A 16,410-nucleotide genomic window follows, 5' to 3' on the forward strand; every position below is an offset into this window, starting at 1 on the left:
GGTTAGTTATTGATACTCATTATAATTTTATCAATAGAAGGTTGGTTGTCATTTTTTGGTCAAGATCACCATTCTATGCATATCTGTCATTAGCCACCCTGTTTATCGTATTGATAAATGTCGCCACGGTACTGTATGCCCTCTTCTTCAAACAACACGGTTTGGTAAATAATGTGTACCGGAATTCGTTTCTTGAGTCGAACCTTTGTATTGGGAGCAAGTTCATCATCCTGATTGGGTACTTTCTTTACCTTAGTCGCAAATAACAACTCCGCGAGTTCCTCGGCATGCTCAACACGAATACAACCTGAGCTATAGGCGCGGAAGTCATCGTTAAACAAGCTTTTACTTGGGGTGTCATGGAGATAGATGGCTCGCTTGTTAGGTGTATTGAACTTATACAAACCTAATGCGTTGCTAGAGCCTGCTTGCTGACGCATTCGATAAGGAAAAGAGTTGAAGTTGATCGTCTGCCAATCAATCTCGGTAGTATCGACGGTTTCCATCGAACGCCAACCATCGATCACTTGAAAGTTGTGTGTTTCAAGGTAGCTCTCGTCGGCTTTTACTTTAGGCAAGATATCTTTAACCATGATTTTCCATGGCACGTTCCAAGTCGGGTTTAAGATAACCGAATCAAGTTTTATCTCTAAGAGTGGTGTTTTTCTCGATTTTCTCCCAACCACAACTTTAGATTCAAAAACCTCTTCCCCGTCTTCCCAGTACTTCATATCAAAACTAGGTACGTTCACCACAATCAGTGAATCTCTATTTCTTGGCCATAAGCGGGCACGCTCGGCGTTCAATGCTAGGGAAGTGAGTCGATCATCAAAGCCCATATTGATCCACTTGATCGTGTCTGGTCCGATAATCCCGTCCGCGGTAATCCCATGCATACGCTGAAAGGCTTTGGTCGCGATTTGCAAGTCTCGATCAAACCGAGGGGAGTCGACAGCGATAATTGAAGTATCTACGCCAACCAATGCAATGCGCTCGACCAGCGTTGCTTTATCTGAAAGCTTATCTCCCAAGCGTTTTAGGCCTTTCTGGCGGTAACGTTCAATACCAAGCTCTGATGCCGTGTTTAAAACAGAATAGGTTGCTTTGAATTGGTCGAAATCGCCAACCGGTGGCGCGTAAGACAACACCATCTCCAATAAGTAATCATTGGCGACGCTGCTCTTCAGTCTCATAACAATATGAGGTGAAGGCGCGGGCAATTTAGAGTGCAGCTGCCCAGAGAAATACCACTCCTTACCTATGATTGGCGCATTCTCAACGTAGCTCAGATAGTAAATGAAGGTGTCAGTGAGCAGTATGTCTAACTCTTGCCACTGCTGGCGAGATTGGTACTGACGAATCTGTTTGAGCTGTCGTTCGAAAAGCGGTGCCATCTTCGCTTGTTCAATCAGCGATAACTGGAATTCAAACGCTTTAACAAGCTCTGGAGAGTCCCACAAGAATGGAAATGAGGTGTCTTGGTAAATACTCTGGGTGAGTTCGGGATAGATAAGCATGAAAGAAAGCTCTGAATCAGCCGGAATAAACCGACGCTCCTCAGAACTCGTATAGCTCCATGTGTTCATGGAAACTAGCAGCAATAATCCACAGAAGTATTTCGCTAACATGCTCACTCCACCTTTATCCATCCCATAAGTATGGCAAAGAAATTGGAGTCAGCATGTTATTTTTAGATGACGTTATAAATCAGATAGAACTCCAGTGGTTATCCCACTGAATGGATGATTGCTGTGTTGATTTCTCATATGGTCTGCGTTGACTAACGACACTCCCCGCCCCAGAACTCAGTCTAAATTCCCCATCAAGAAGCACAGCACCGGAGGCATCAGACAGTGCCGATAGCTCTACTAACTCTTTGGTTTGTTTAGACCAAATACCGTAGCAATTACCTCGTGGTGAAGTGGCAATAATCCAATCATCGGATGCTGCGATACTTGCAATGTAATGATTAAATCTCGCCCATTGCTCTGGCTCTGCGTTCAAGGATTCGAACTCGCCGCCTTTTGTATGCATGGCTAAAAGTGAAGGATATTCATCAGGTTCGCCACGATATTGCTGACCACAAAGTACAGTCTCAGCCCCGTCATGCGCTAAGTGTCGAATACTTAATTTCTTATCCAACAATTCAACCTGCTCAAGCAGCTCACCTTGCGATGAAACATAGCTCAAACTAGGCTGCATGGAATCCAAATTTTTCGGTGTTCGGCCATCAGTGTGTACACCGCCAACACCGATAGCAAGATTACCATCTGGCATGATGATCACCTCGTGAGGGCCAATGCCAAAACCGGTGAATTCTTCGACCTTACGATACCCTTGCGCGACATCGTAGACGCCAATTACGCCTTGGCTCGTGTCCGTTTTCCCTTCAGTCGCATACAGTAGTGTGCCGTCTAACGAGTAAACGCCGTGACCATAGAAGTGACGGTTGTTAGCCTTCACTACCATTTTTATCTGCTCACCACTTTTGTAGTCAAACACCATAAAATAGTCACCTGGGCGACGAGCAAACACGACTGCGTGGGATGACGTTGGACAGATGGCAACACCATGTCCACGCTCGGGGATCGGTAGCTGAGCCAGTGGCATGCCATATTCATCAGCAACAACCGCGGAATACTGGTCTCGACCATTGAGCGCACAACCAATCAACTGAGGTTTGTTCAATGCGTTTTCACCTGAACGGCTTGCACATCCGAACGGCAATACAGGGACAGCAGCACACCCAAGTGCTGCTTTTAGTAAGTTTCTTCGTGTAGTATCAGTCACCATCGGTAGCATTAAATCCTATTACCACGCCCAGCTCTATCGCTACTTCTTCATGAATCAGGTACTTCAAACGTTCTAGCTTGTTGTACTGAGTCAGAACCTCTCGGTAACCTTCTTTGCTCTGCAGTAAACTGAACAAGCTCGAATCCGTTGGCCAAGTCTCTAATGTCAGTGTGAACTGATCAGCAACACGATCAGCCAAATCATTGAGCCCTTTCTCTCTCAGCAAGCCATCAAGGCCGTTACCGTCAGCGAGATACAATTTCTCTAGAGCTGCAACGTTCGCTTTTAGTTGAGTCATAGAGGTTTGCGCTCGCCAAGACTCTGAAAAGTATGGGCGCGGGTGACCAATTTTTGCCATCGGACGGCTTAACTTCTTCATGCTGTAATCAAGCTGATTCGTCAAAAGAGCGATGTATTCCGATTCCCAGCGCATCTCATCCAAAGCAAGCCATGGGTTTACTTGCCAAGCTGCAGCAATTGAAGCTGATTTCATTGCTAAGTTTTGTGCGATTGCTTGTGAAGACAGACAACCCGATGCCTTATCTGTAAGCAATGGTGATTGCTGGTCATATAGCGCCCACTCCAAAGCACCCAAGCCTTGAACTGTCACGCTTTGCTGTGCAATTTCGTCTTGAGTCCAAGCTTTATTCTGTTGCGTCAGCTGACGCATTTTAAGGCCCGTCGTGTTCTTTTTGTCTGGCCAAAATTGAACATTCCAGCTCTCTTCCAACGCCGCTGTTGGACCACGCTCTTGTCCTTGCAGTGCCATCCAACTATTCATGGTGAGCTGCCACTGATTTTTAACTGCATCTAACTCAACGTTATTTGTTTCACAGTAACCTTGCATCAAGGCTTCTAATTCGCTCGATTGCTTAGCGAATAGTACTGCTGAATCAAACTCCTGTTGATACACACTACGACTAATGTGACTTGTCGTGTCGGCTTGATAAGACACACCGTTAACCTCAGACAAAGCAGCTTGTTCCCCTGATGACTGACAGCCTGCCATGGCTAAAACCGACAAAGGCATTAACAATAATTTTTGAGCCATGCTGTTACCTTACTTCCTAATTTTTCTTTTAATTATATGAGTTCATTAAATATGAAAACTACCGCTGCGCTCGTATTTCTACAAGTCCAGCGGCAGTCAGTCATTTATTCACTTACTTGCTTTACTCATCAAGCCTTTGGCCCAACTGAGTTCAAGTTAGCTTATAGTGAATCTAAGAACGTTAGCAGTGCTTCACGTTCGCTACGACTCAGCGACAACACTTTCTGTTTCGCCATCTCAGCTTCACCACCATGCCAAAGTACCGCTTCCATCACGTTTCTTGCTCGGCCATCGTGCAGCAAGAAGGTGTGGCCATTCACTTCTTTTGTATAACCTAAACCCCACAATGGCGTGGTTCGCCACTCACGTCCATTCGCTAGATACTCTGGTCGATTATCCGCTAGGCCTTCGCCCATATCATGCAGCAGCATATCGGTATAAGGGCTGATTAACTGGTCAGATAGTGCTGGCAAACCTTCGCGCTTGGCTGTACGAATTTCAGCTTGGTGACAACTTTGGCAACCAATGTCTTTGAACAATTTTTTGCCTTGAATGACAGCCGGATCATCAACATTACGACGGATTGGGACCGCCAAATGTTGAGAATAGAATTCTACAAAGTCGAGGATGTTGTCACTCACTTCTGGCTCACCGCCATTTGGATAGTCATTACAAGTTGATTGAGCTGAGGTGCAGTTTTCGTTCGGGAATAAGCTGCTTGTTAAGCCTAAATCACCGTTAAATGCTGCCGCATTTTGCTGCATGAGATTTGGCTGACCAGCTTTCCAACCGAAACGTCCCAGTGCCATTTCATTTGTGCGGACATCAAGAACGTAATTGGCTTTACCTGATACGCCTTGGTTATCCGCTGTTTGTTGCTTCGCGAAACCAAGAATCGTCTCTTGAGGAATACTCTCGAGCAGACCCAAACCAATCATCGGTGGCGCAACACGAGCTGAGAATTCTGTTTTAGGGTGCATTTCACCGAAAGCAAGTTCAGTGATCTTTAAAGAAGGTTTACGCAGAGTAACAACCGTGCCGTCTTTAAAAGTAACAGGCACATCTGTGTAACTGATGTTCACCTTGCCCTCTGGTTTTACCCCTTGAAGTGCAAAGTCTTGTAACTGACCGCCGTATGTTGGCTCTGGAATACCACCATCGCGAATAAAGGCTTGTCGCTGCTCAGGTGTTTCTGCTGGGATACTAAGGCGAACCAGCATAGACACGGCGTTCTCATCGCCTTTTTCTGGCGCGTGGCCTCGCCCATCTTTGATATGACAGTTTTGGCAACCGTTGGTGTTAAATAGCGGACCTAGACCATCACGAGCGTCAGTTGATGATGGAGCGGGTACCCAAGGATTTCTAAAGAAGCTGTTGCCTACGCTGAAATCTAAGCGCTTGCTCATTGGCAAGTTAGCAGCAGGAAGAGAAAAAGCATTCGCCCCATCTTTCTTCACGGTTGTTTTACCACCGGAGTAGGTTTCATGGGCGTGTAATGGAGATAAGAAAAACAGTGCAGTTAAGAGTGAGGCTGATAGATACGACTTCATACAGTGCCTTGCTGAATTTTTGATTTTAGTTTTTATAAGGAAGTGGCTTTTTTTCTTAGCAAACAATTAAGGGCTCAATCAGAGCCCTTACATTTGTTCCTGGCTCGGGTTCTTAGAACTCGTGGTCAGCCGTGTCTGGGTTTAGGCTATCAATGCCAATCACACCAGCAGCACGCTCAATTGCAGCTGTTTGAGATACTAGAGCAACAATTGTTTTGTTTACTAATGCATTACCTGCAGCGTTGTCAGCAGCAATTAGCTGGTCAAAGTGCTGGTTGTTTTTCTCAGCCGATGTTACTAGTTGGCCTACTTGTGCACGTGCTAGGTCAAACTGCTTTTGAATCTCTTTCGCAGCTTGCTCATCTTTTTGCTCGACTAGGTCAAATAGGCTTGGACCTGAAAGTAGAGTACCGTCTTCACGCTTGTATAGACCCGTGTAAACGTTGTAGATGCCTTGCTCGTTGTAGTAGTGAGAGTTGTGCGTGTTATCAGAGAAGCAATCGTGCTCATCTTCAGTAGAGTTCGCTTCTAGAGCTACCTTCATACGCTCACCAGCAAGTTCACCTAGAGAAAGTGAACCCATGCCGAATAGCATTTTACGTAGACCATTTTCGCTAGACTCAGAAAGAAGCTCTTGACGGTAGTTACCCTTCTCGCCTTTAGCCCACTGCTTTTCCATCCACTCTAGGTCTTGAACTAGTAGCTCAGCAGATGCTTTTAGGTATGCGCCACGACGGTCACAGTTACCGTTTGTACACTCAGCACCAACAACGAAGTCAGTGTAAGCACGCTGACCAGCACCTGCGTTTGTGCCGTTTAGGTCTTGACCCCAAAGTAGGAATTCAATTGCGTGGTAACCAGATGCAACGTTCGCTTCAGAACCACCGATCTCGTTAAGCTCGGCAATTAGTTCAGGCGTAATGTTCGTCGCGTCTACTGTCGTTTGACCGATTTGGAACGTTTTGTTTGCAACGATGTTAGCGCTTGCGCCCTCGTTACCTAGTTCGTATTGGTAATCAGAAGAAACGTAATCAATCAGACCTTCATCTAGTGGCCATGCATTCAACTGACCTTCCCAATCATCAACAACCACGTTGCCGAAGCGGAATACTTCTGACTGTTGGTATGGTACGCGAGACTCAAGCCAAGCCAGTTTTACTTTTTCGAAGTTGCCAGCAGAAGGGGAAGCTAAGAAGGTATCGATAGAAGAGTTCAACGCTTTTGCTGTGATTACTGAGTCTGCAAATACCGCGTGAGCAATATCTGCGTAATGTTCTACAACTTGATCTTGAGTTACTGCAGCGAAAGAAGAAGCAGAGGCAAAAATGAGTGACGAAGTTACGGCTTTTGTCACTAAAGATTTGATAGTCATGAAGCATCCTTGTTGAGCTTTAAATTATTATTCGTAGTAATAGTGCAAACCATTATCATTTACACTACGGATTTGAATAATACAAACTTACAATTTTATTGCAAGATAAATACAAAAAAACCTCACATATGTGAGGTCTTTAAACATTTTTGTGTTAGGCACAACAAGTAAACGGGCTAGATATCCAGGTTATGCTTACCGTGTGAGACTTTTGCTTTAAGGTAATTTTCGTTGCCAGATTTGATATGGGCAGACGTATTCACCACTTCTTCGATCTCAATACCGTAAGACTTCAGTTCGTTAATCTTCTTAGGGTTGTTCGTGACCAAACGAATCTTCGGGATACCTAGAGCACGCAGCATCTCAGCCGCTTCAGTGAAATCTCGCAAATCATCACCGAAACCTAGGTGGTTATTCGCTTCGTACGTGTTCATACCTTCACTTTGAAGACGGTATGCATCGATCTTATTGTATAAACCAATACCACGACCTTCTTGGCGTAGATAAAGAATTACACCGCCAGTTTCGCCCATGATTCTAATCGTTTCATCTAACTGCTCACCGCAATCACAGCGAGAAGAGTGGAAAACATCACCAGTAAGGCACTCAGAGTGCATACGAACAAGAGGGACATCTTGTGTTTTATCTGCTGATTTAAATATTACAGCAACATGCTCTTTATCTGTTTTCAATCCATGAAAAGAGAGTAATTCAGCATCAATACTGCTTGTTACCCCTACTTTGAAATCTATTCTGGCACGCACTTCCGCCATAGTTATACTCACTTGAAAATTCGATGTATTTAACAACGCTACATTATATGTCTGGGCAATATTTTGTAGCTAACTATCTAATGATAGACACTATGAGGCTGTTAACAATTTTTTTCAAGGTCGATGGTGACAAAATTGTTATATTATAACAACTATTCTTCCAGGTAAGAAAAAACCCCACATTGAAATGGCCAACATGGGGTTATAAATGAATCAGTTGCGGCGAATCGTGCTCGTTTTACCGAACGATTAACTTACTTGAGTCTGTTTCCAAATCACAAGTTGAACCCAAGCATTTTCCAGCTCAGCTAACTCTTCTTGCGTCAGAGTCGAGATGCTCGATTTCGCACTGTATCTTTCTGCCCATTTATCTGACTGGACATGAGTATGGAACTCTTTTTTTAAATTTGAGATAACGTTATCCACAGACACATCCTTATATAACAGTGCTTAGCCTTTATAATCCGTTAATGTTACAAAATACAGTTCAATTGGTAAACAGTAATACACAATTTTTATGAGCGCTTTCTAACACTTTTTACTGATAGATATATAAATAGCAAAAATAATAGGCTTGGTAGCAGCCAAAGTAATAAGTTTGAAACGCTCATCGCTGGTTTATAAAGTACAAACTCACCAAACCTTTCTGTCATATATTGAGTAATTTCATGATTACTCTTCCCTGCTTTTACCATATTAAATACAACAAGGCGTAAGTCCTTTGCAATCGGAGAGTTTGATTCAATCAGGTTCTGGTTTTGGCATTGAGGACAGCGCAGTGTCTTAGCTAAAGCAATGGCGCGCTGTTGTTGGTCGGGGCTTTCAAACTCAAAAAGTTCCACTTGAATGCTGGTGCTCTTATCACTGGGAACAAACAAATCTTCTGCGGATGCGGGTAGACTTATCGCGATAATCATAGAGACGAATAATATTATTTGGGCTAAAGATCTCATCATCCATCCACACCATCAAAATAAAAAGCGAGCTCATCTTGCCACACAGATTCGTTAATTACGCCCATTAGCTTCTTCACAATATTTCCTTTAGCATCAACCAAGTATGTCTCTGGAGTCCCTATTACACCAAGTTCGAGCGCTAGCTTGCCTTGAGGATCACTAATCACTTTTGAATAAGGGTTGCCATCACTCGATAGTACATTAATAGCAGCGGCCGGGTTATCTCGGTAGTTAAGCCCAATAATTGGAATACCTTGGTCTTGAAGCTCCAATAAATACGCATGCTCCGTTTTACAGATCCCGCACCATGATGCCCACACATTGACCAGTTGATAAGCGTGCTGTGTGATGTCTGCTCGCGTTAGCTGCTGATTTGCTTTGATGCTTTGACTATCTACTAACGCCGTCGATGTAAATTCAGGGAACACTCTTTGTGATGTCGATACTGTGGTGGTTTGCTGTTTATTCTCTAATGCAAACAAAAATGCCAACACCACGATCAGTGTCAGTGTAATGAGCACGATAAGCTTGTTACGAACGTTGGTATGCATACTGTGACGCCTTAACGGTTTTCTTTTTTCGATGAGTCAGTGAAAGCAATCCGCCTAAGATAGAAATCAGTCCACCGAACCAAATCCAACGTGCATACGCCTTGTACTGAACACGAAATGCATACGCTGTTGAATCGACTTTCTCTCCCATAGTGATGTAGACATCGCCATGCCAGAACCACTTCATAGCAGGCTCACTCATGTTCATCACTCTGACTTGATAGTGTCTTCTCTCAGGATTGATAGAAAACGCTCGCTCATCGGTGCGCAACGTAAGCATCGCTCTTTCAGCCGTAAAGTTTGAAGCGACATAGAGCTCCGTGTCCTGGTGCGAAAGTGTCCAATCCATAAACTCTACCTGCTCCCCAGGACTCAATTTATAACTGCGTTCAAAAGAGTGGTAGCTGTTCATGGCTGCCCCTACTGCGAAAACAGCAACGCCAACATGCGCTAATGTCATTACCCACACTTTACGTTGAAACTTAGAATCGCGTGTTACCACTAATCCGTAAAGATGAGTAAGGACTACCCAAAAGGCGAGTGACCATGTCAGCACTACAATCACTTGGATCGTGCTTACTTGCAAAATGTAAGTTAACAAGCCAAGACCGGAGGACAACAAAGCAATACACCCAACCACATCTTTCGATGCTTGAGGTTTAATACTGAGCAATGGTGCTAACCCTATCACTCCCATCGCAAGCAGAGCCAATGGCGCAATAAGAAGGTTAAAGTAAGGTGCGCCCACTGAGATGTTTCCAAGGCCAAGCAATTCAAAGACCATTGGATAGAAGGTACCAAACACCACCACCGCCGTAGCCAGTACAAATATAAGTACCGCGACTAAGCTCAAAAAACTTTTGCTAGCAAAACTGGTGATTGGATTCGACTCGAAAGATTCACCACGAACAATAAGAAGAGAAAACGAACTCACTAACACCAAAACCAGTATCAGCAACAGCGCGATACCTTTCGTTGGGTCAAAAGCAAAAGCATGAACGGAAGTGAGAACGCCAGATCGAACGATAAAAGTACCGAGGATACTTAAGCAAAACGTAATGAAAGCAAGGCTAAGTGACCACTTCAGCAACTGTTGTTTACCTTTAGCAACGCCCAAACTGTGCAGTAAAGCGGTTGATGTTAGCCAAGGCAATAGGCTGGCATTTTCTACCGGGTCCCAGAACCACCAACCACCCCACCCTAGCTCGTAGTATGCCCACCAAGAACCAAGAATGATCCCTGCGGTTAAAAAGATCCAAGCGGCTAAACACCAACTGCGACAATGAGCAACCCAATCGAACTCAATCGGGTCCACCAGCAAAGCGGCCACAGCAAATGCCAATACAACAGAGAAACCAACATAACCCAAATACAATAGAGGCGGGTGGAATATCAAACCAACGTCTTGCAGCATTGGATTAAGATCGCGCCCTTCAAGTGGCAAGGTGGGGTTCAATTCAAACGGATTCGAAGCAAACAAGGTGAACCAGGCGAATATCGCGAGTAACACATTCATCACCCACAATACGCGGCTCTGATACTCCGAAGAATATTGCTTTTGTAGGGCAATCACACCCGACCAACAGCTAATGGTTAACACCCAAAATAATAATGAGCCTTCATGCCCAGCCCACACAGCGGCCATCTTGAAGAAGGTGGGTAATTGAGTATTTGAACGCTCTGCAACATAGAGGATGGAAAAGTCGTCACTGACAAAGGCATAGCCGAGTAAAACGATAGCGCCAATGGAAAACAAAGCGCTTGAAAGGGAGAAACTACGAATTAAAGCCACATTTTGTGCTTGTTTAGTTAGCATTTGATACATCGAATGCACAGCGATAATGCTGCTAAGAACAGCGACCAAAATTAAACTAAACAGCCCCAAAGAACCGACCATATCACCTCAATCAGGTTCTACCTAAGCAGAACCAAGTAAAACCGTAGTTAGCTTCTTTACTCAAAGAAACAAAGAATTAGTAAGCAGATGCTCAGTATCCAACATCTGCTTGCTAGGGCCTGTTGACCTTATAACTTGAGCGAAATTAAGCTAAAGTTAATTGCCCTGCATAAAGGACAAACGTTCTTAGCATTAATACGCCCATCAGGCTCAGTGAAGTAACAGAGAAAATATACACAGTGCTATGGCGAGCCGATGTTGGTGTTACAGCATTAAGCAACAAAGGTAGAACCATGCCCACACCTATCACGCCATACCAGAACCAACTCGCCCAGAAACCACTGCCAATGGCGTTCCATACTGCCTGCTCACTTTGACCACCAGCAAATACTAGCCCAGTAAAGAAGGTGACAAGAACAAACAGTTCAAACATCACAACAGGACGTTCGAAGCCGTGGATCCAAGAAATACTGACACTATGTGGTGACTCCTTAAATACCAATACACCGAATAGAATACACGCTGCCGCTCCCGAAGATAAACTCGAGAATAAGAACAAGATAGGCAAAACTGGGTTATTCAGCATTGGGAAGGTATTTAGTGCAGAAAGTAAGAAGCCTGTGTAAGCCGCAAGCAATAGCGCAAGCACTGCCAAGAATATTTCAAAAGCGTTCTCGAAAGATTCTAGTTTACCAATCCAGTTGCTGACAAAGTCTAGTCGGCCTTTTAACCATGCTTGATCACTCAAGAATACGGCAATCTGATTTCGGAATATAATGCCGATCCAAACAAATAGGATCACCATATACACTTGGAATAAGATCACACCCATCGACATCACAGACGTTGGATTATAGAAGATCATGATCTTCCAAAACGATAGTGGTTTCGTTAGGTGGAAGACCAAGATCAATAAACCTGAAATTATCCCAAATGGCGCTAGAAATGCCGTTGCCTTTAAAACACCATTATTTGCAGGATCCCCATCAATCACCTTTCTTTTAAGGTAGATCGAGATCATAACAGCGCCCGCTGACATACCTGCTAAAAATAGATAAATAGCAATGATCCAATCCCATACCACGGTGCCTGATTGGAAAGCTGTAGCCCATGTACTCATAATCAAATCTCCCCTTTTTGGTGTGGCACTTTATAGAGTTTTGGCTGGGTACCTAGATAAGCTTTATCTCTGTAAACCACCTCTGATTTAAGCACCTGATTAATCTCACTCTTAGGGTCATTTAAATCGCCAAATATCAGCGCATTGGTAGGGCAAGATTCAACACAAGCAGGCAATTTACCTTGTGCTAGATTGGTATCACGACAGAAGTTACATTTGTCGGCCGACTTATTTTCAGGATGGAAGAAGCGCACTTGATATGGACAAGCAAGTAGACAGTAGCCACAGCCCACACACTTGTCTTTATGCACATCAACAATGCCTGTCTTCTCATCTTTGTAGGCCGCCCCTGTAGGACAAACCATCACACAAGGTGCGTTATCACAATGTTGGCAAGAGTTACGAGTGAAACGGTAATCAACATTTGGGTATTCGCCTTGAGGCTCACTCTTAATAATTTCTAATCGCGATACACCTTCAGGTACTTTGTTCACTTCACGACACGCCTCAGTACAGGCAGTACAACCAATACATGCGGTTTCGTCATGAACCATTCCGTAACGTTTAGTACCATCTTCCTGTACATTAGCCAGTGTTTTACGGCTAGTGACTGCTGCGGTACCCGCAACACCCGTTGTGAAGATCACGGCACCCGCGCCAGCTAAAAAGTTTCTTCTTGAGCAGCTCATAGATTACTCCCCTTCTTTCTTCTGGTTGAAGTCTGAATGGCAATCCACACACAGCTTAATGGTTTGCTTCTTATCTAAGCCAAGTACCTTCGCTTCACTCGCATGTACGTCGTGACAGTTTGAACACGTTAAGTTTTGTGCGTGTACGTCATGGGTCCAACTCGCTTCGCGCAGATCATCAGGCTTGTGACAATCTATACACTGGCTGTTGGCATCTAGGATTAAGCTAGGATCGAGGAAAACCTTTTCAGTTCCGGGTTGTGATTGAGCCGCACGATACTTCACCACCTCAGGTGCGCCATCACGGTGATCGGGGCCAATAGAACTATGACAATCGGTACAATTCACTTCACGACCAAGTAAAGCGTGCGCACTCTCACCGTGTGAACCGAATACCGTTTCTTTAGAATCTTTATGGCATTGAACACACTTGTAATCTTTGTCACGTATTAATTCGACTTCATGTCTTGTTGACTCCCCTACTGGCGTAACAGCGGGCTCCGCAACAGCATGAATGGAATAACCATAGAGGCAGAATGCTAGAAGGGATTTAAGCATTATGACTATGGCCAATTTAATATTGCCCATTTTATCCTTTCCTTATACCGGCATTATTTAACTCTCAACTAAATAATATTCCGGTTAAACAAAAGTACCCTTAAACGATATTATTACCGCCTAAATGATATCAATTCTTATTTTGGATAAGCCACAACGCTTTCTATATTTAGGATATACCCCTAATTGGGTAATGCGAAATATGCAACGAGTAATATGTGAACACAATCACCCTACTTATAACAGGGACATGCTCGCTAATCTACTGTTATATATGATAATAATTCTCAATTAATTTCTTGCCACCTATCACTCACATACCCCTTTAGGGTTATATAAACTTCAACGTGATTAAAGTCACTACCATTAATTGATCTAAAACAAGCAAACATCCGGCTCGTAACAAAATGTGTTTATTTATGAATTAATATAAACAGCAATTCTCCAATTCTTAATTTGAATAGCAAACTCACAACGCTTGGTATAAAAATCAGTATATTGGAGATATCACTGTGAAAAAGCATTGGATACGTAATTCGGTCACAGCACTATTAATGGTTAGCGCGTCACTCGCAAGCGAGACCAGTTTTGCTGCGTCTGAACAAAAAGAAATTGGTGACCCTCGTAACGACCAGTTCGAGCAAAACCACCCTGATCAATATCATTCATGGAGACAAACGTCAGAGAGCGAAGCTATTGAAGACGCACTAAAAGAAGATCCAAATATGGTTATTCTATGGGCTGGTTACGGTTTCGCGAAAGACTACAACAAAGCCCGCGGCCACTTTTATGCGGTTGATGATGTAAGACAAACCCTTCGTACAGGCGGACCAACCGACGAAAACTCTGGCCCAATGCCAATGGCGTGTTGGAGCTGTAAAAGCCCAGACGTGGCTCGTGTAATTGAAGAGCGTGGTGAAGACGGCTACTTCGAAGGTAAATGGGCTCGTCTTGGCAGCGAAATTGTCAATCCTATTGGTTGTGCTGACTGTCATGATACTCAGAGCGAAGGCTTTAAGAATGGCGAACCAACACTAAAAGTTACTCGTCCTTATGTTGAACGTGCATTCGATGCGATCGGCAAGAACTTCGAAGAACAGGGGCGCTTTGATCAACAAGCCTCTGTTTGTGCACAGTGCCACGTGGAATACTATTTCACTGGTCCAACGAAAGGCGTTAAGTTCCCTTGGGATAAAGGCACTCGTGTTGAGCAAATGGAAGAGTACTACGATGAGATCGGTTTTAAAGATTGGACTCACAAAGTCTCTAAAGCACCGATGTTAAAAGCTCAGCACCCAGGTTACGAAACTTGGCGTGAAGGCATTCACGGCAAGAACAACGTTGCTTGTGTTGACTGTCATATGCCTAAAGTGACGAAAGAAGATGGCACCATTTATACCGACCATAAGGTAGGTAACCCGTTTGACCGCTTCGAAGACACCTGTGCTAACTGCCATACTCAATCTAAAGAGACCATGCGTAGCATCGTTTCAAGCCGTAAAGCGCAAGTGCTAAACATGAAACTTACTGCTGAGAAGCAAATCGTAGCCGCTCACTTTGAAGCTGGTGCAGCATGGGAAGCAGGTGCAACAGAACAAGAGATGGCACCTATCTTACAAGATATCCGTCATGCTCAATGGCGTTGGGACTACGCTATCGCATCTCATGGTGTTCATATGCATGCACCAGAAGTTGCTCTAGAAGTTCTAGGTACAGCTGTCGACCGTGCAGCAGACGCGCGTACTAAGATTGTTCGTCTATTAGCGAAGAAAGGCATTACCGATCCAATCGAGATTCCAGATAACTCAACCAAGGAAGCGGCTCAAAAAGTGATTGGAATGGATATGGATAAAATGAATGCTGAGAAGCAACACTTCTTAGACACTGTGGTACCTAAGTGGGAAGAGCAAGCTGAAAAGCGTGAAGCTAGCTACGAATACTAGTTCCTCCAAATAGACCAATAAGAGAAAACCAGTCACACTACAGTAGTGTGGCTGGTTTTTTTAGATTTGGGCACGCTCAACCGTCCCAACTTCACATTACCTTTTAGCTAATTCAAGGAACAAAGAATGAAGCGCTTATTTTCGCTTTCAGCATTATGCATCGCACTATTAAGTTCAGGACTTCACGCCTCAGAACGAGCAGAAACAGGGTGGGAAATGATAGGGGAAGGTGCGCTTGTCGTTGATGTAAGAACACCAGACGAGTTCAAGCAAGGGCATCTAGATAATGCGATTAACTACCCTCTTTCTGAGGTTGCAACACACTTTGCTAGCATAGACAAAGCTCAGCCTATCGTTTTGTATTGCCGCAGTGGTAACCGATCAGGACAAGCTTACCAGTATTTGAAAGCTCAAGGGTTTACACAGATCCACAACGCTGGCGGTTTAATTGAGATGCAGGAAAGTAAATAACTTAGAGGTTTGAGGTGATACCAAGCTTAATAGATCATCTGTTTAGCTTGGTTGATCGAATGAATAATAGGGACACGATCAATACCTTTCTGGTTAGAGTCGAGGATTTGAGTCCATGCGTCGATCGCTTGTTGATAGCGCATGCTGATGAAGTGATCGGTCGCTATCAACATCAATGCCGTACGATCATTGGGATCAAGAACCATAGATTGCTTTAGTAGTCCTTTCACATCATCATTCATCGCCTGTGAACTCAGGTAATACAAGGCGCTCGCTTTAGCTGCGTAAAGCCCAGAAGGCGCCTCTGGATCTAAACGAATCGCGTAGTCGTAACAGGTATAGGCTGCGTCAAACTCCCCTTTCTGCATATAGACACCACCTAATTTAAACCACAGGTCTGATTGATTAGGATCTTGCTTAAGGCTCTGTTGAAGTTCGTTTTGGAAGTCTGTTGCCGTGTAACTAGTGTCATCATCAGAAGAGAGTTGAGGAGTCACTTGCTTCATCTGCAACCAAACTAGAACGCTGGCTAGTATTGCAACAAGTGAGATAACAAGATTACCTTTGAGATTATTGGTATTTCTGTTTGATGCAACCATGATCACCACCAAGAACAAGCTCATTAGCAGCAAAGCAATCAGTAACCAGATATCCATTCCACTCTCCTTTCATCGACCTTTTTACTC

General features: G+C 44.1%; 16 protein-coding genes. 2 read left to right on the forward strand and 14 right to left on the reverse strand.

Annotated elements, in window-relative coordinates; genetic code table 11:
- Positions 1 to 89 precede the first annotated feature (89 nt).
- The 13 genes from BTO10_RS15930 to nrfB form a co-directional block, all read right to left on the reverse strand.
- On the reverse strand, positions 90 to 1,628 hold the full coding sequence (locus BTO10_RS15930; RefSeq protein ID WP_105025198.1) for a L,D-transpeptidase family protein: 1,539 nt from the start codon (positions 1,626 to 1,628) through the stop codon (positions 90 to 92).
- Positions 1,629 to 1,707: 79 nt separating this feature from the next.
- Positions 1,708 to 2,793, reverse strand: coding sequence for a DUF1513 domain-containing protein (locus BTO10_RS15935; RefSeq protein WP_105025199.1), 1,086 nt, complete (start codon positions 2,791 to 2,793; stop codon positions 1,708 to 1,710).
- Positions 2,783 to 3,844 carry an imelysin family protein gene (locus tag BTO10_RS15940; protein ID WP_105025200.1) on the reverse strand — a complete coding sequence of 354 codons (1,062 nt, stop codon included), beginning with the start codon at positions 3,842 to 3,844 and terminating at the stop codon, positions 2,783 to 2,785. Before BTO10_RS15940 ends, BTO10_RS15935 begins: the two co-directional genes overlap by 11 nt.
- Before the next feature lie 161 nt (positions 3,845 to 4,005).
- Entirely contained in the window at positions 4,006 to 5,394 is a 1,389-nt protein-coding gene (locus BTO10_RS15945) for a di-heme oxidoreductase family protein (RefSeq protein WP_105025201.1), read from the reverse strand.
- A 112-nt stretch (positions 5,395 to 5,506) separates the two neighbouring features.
- Entirely contained in the window at positions 5,507 to 6,766 is a 1,260-nt protein-coding gene (locus tag BTO10_RS15950) for an imelysin family protein (RefSeq protein WP_004740198.1), read from the reverse strand.
- A 176-nt stretch (positions 6,767 to 6,942) separates the two neighbouring features.
- Positions 6,943 to 7,539 (reverse strand): GTP cyclohydrolase II, encoded by a 597-nt coding sequence (locus tag BTO10_RS15955; protein ID WP_004740199.1) that lies wholly within the window; start codon positions 7,537 to 7,539, stop codon positions 6,943 to 6,945.
- A 249-nt stretch (positions 7,540 to 7,788) separates the two neighbouring features.
- Positions 7,789 to 7,965: a hypothetical protein gene (locus BTO10_RS23525; RefSeq protein WP_004740200.1), complete on the reverse strand. Its 177-nt coding sequence runs from the start codon at positions 7,963 to 7,965 to the stop codon at positions 7,789 to 7,791.
- Between the two features lie 89 nt (positions 7,966 to 8,054).
- A complete protein-coding gene (nrfF, locus tag BTO10_RS15960; protein WP_105025202.1) occupies positions 8,055 to 8,495 on the reverse strand; it encodes a heme lyase NrfEFG subunit NrfF in 441 nt (146 codons plus the stop codon).
- Complete coding sequence (locus BTO10_RS15965; protein WP_105025203.1) at positions 8,492 to 9,046, reverse strand: DsbE family thiol:disulfide interchange protein; 555 nt, start codon at positions 9,044 to 9,046, stop codon at positions 8,492 to 8,494. Before BTO10_RS15965 ends, nrfF begins: the two co-directional genes overlap by 4 nt.
- Positions 9,027 to 10,943 carry a heme lyase CcmF/NrfE family subunit gene (locus tag BTO10_RS15970; protein ID WP_105025204.1) on the reverse strand — a complete coding sequence of 639 codons (1,917 nt, stop codon included), beginning with the start codon at positions 10,941 to 10,943 and terminating at the stop codon, positions 9,027 to 9,029. The genes BTO10_RS15965 and BTO10_RS15970 overlap by 20 nt, the downstream gene beginning before the upstream one ends.
- A gap of 145 nt (positions 10,944 to 11,088) precedes the next feature.
- On the reverse strand, positions 11,089 to 12,063 hold the full coding sequence (gene nrfD, locus BTO10_RS15975; protein WP_105025205.1) for a cytochrome c nitrite reductase subunit NrfD: 975 nt from the start codon (positions 12,061 to 12,063) through the stop codon (positions 11,089 to 11,091).
- Between the two features lie 2 nt (positions 12,064 to 12,065).
- Complete coding sequence (nrfC, locus tag BTO10_RS15980; protein ID WP_105025206.1) at positions 12,066 to 12,752, reverse strand: cytochrome c nitrite reductase Fe-S protein; 687 nt, start codon at positions 12,750 to 12,752, stop codon at positions 12,066 to 12,068.
- Between the two features lie 3 nt (positions 12,753 to 12,755).
- Positions 12,756 to 13,340, reverse strand: coding sequence for a cytochrome c nitrite reductase pentaheme subunit (gene nrfB / locus BTO10_RS15985; RefSeq protein WP_008222036.1), 585 nt, complete (start codon positions 13,338 to 13,340; stop codon positions 12,756 to 12,758).
- A gap of 482 nt (positions 13,341 to 13,822) precedes the next feature.
- On the opposite strand from nrfB, the gene nrfA reads away from it, so the two are divergent.
- Positions 13,823 to 15,253 (forward strand): ammonia-forming nitrite reductase cytochrome c552 subunit, encoded by a 1,431-nt coding sequence (gene nrfA / locus BTO10_RS15990; RefSeq protein ID WP_181143988.1) that lies wholly within the window; start codon positions 13,823 to 13,825, stop codon positions 15,251 to 15,253.
- Between the two features lie 126 nt (positions 15,254 to 15,379).
- A complete protein-coding gene (locus tag BTO10_RS15995; protein ID WP_105025207.1) occupies positions 15,380 to 15,724 on the forward strand; it encodes a rhodanese-like domain-containing protein in 345 nt (114 codons plus the stop codon).
- A 26-nt stretch (positions 15,725 to 15,750) separates the two neighbouring features.
- Here BTO10_RS15995 and BTO10_RS16000 read toward each other — a convergent pair whose 3' ends face one another.
- A complete protein-coding gene (locus tag BTO10_RS16000; protein WP_105025208.1) occupies positions 15,751 to 16,380 on the reverse strand; it encodes a tetratricopeptide repeat protein in 630 nt (209 codons plus the stop codon).
- Positions 16,381 to 16,410: the final 30 nt, after the last annotated feature.

Origin of the sequence: Vibrio chagasii, from assembly GCF_002954585.1 — a bacterium.
GTDB lineage: Bacteria > Pseudomonadota > Gammaproteobacteria > Enterobacterales > Vibrionaceae > Vibrio > Vibrio chagasii_A.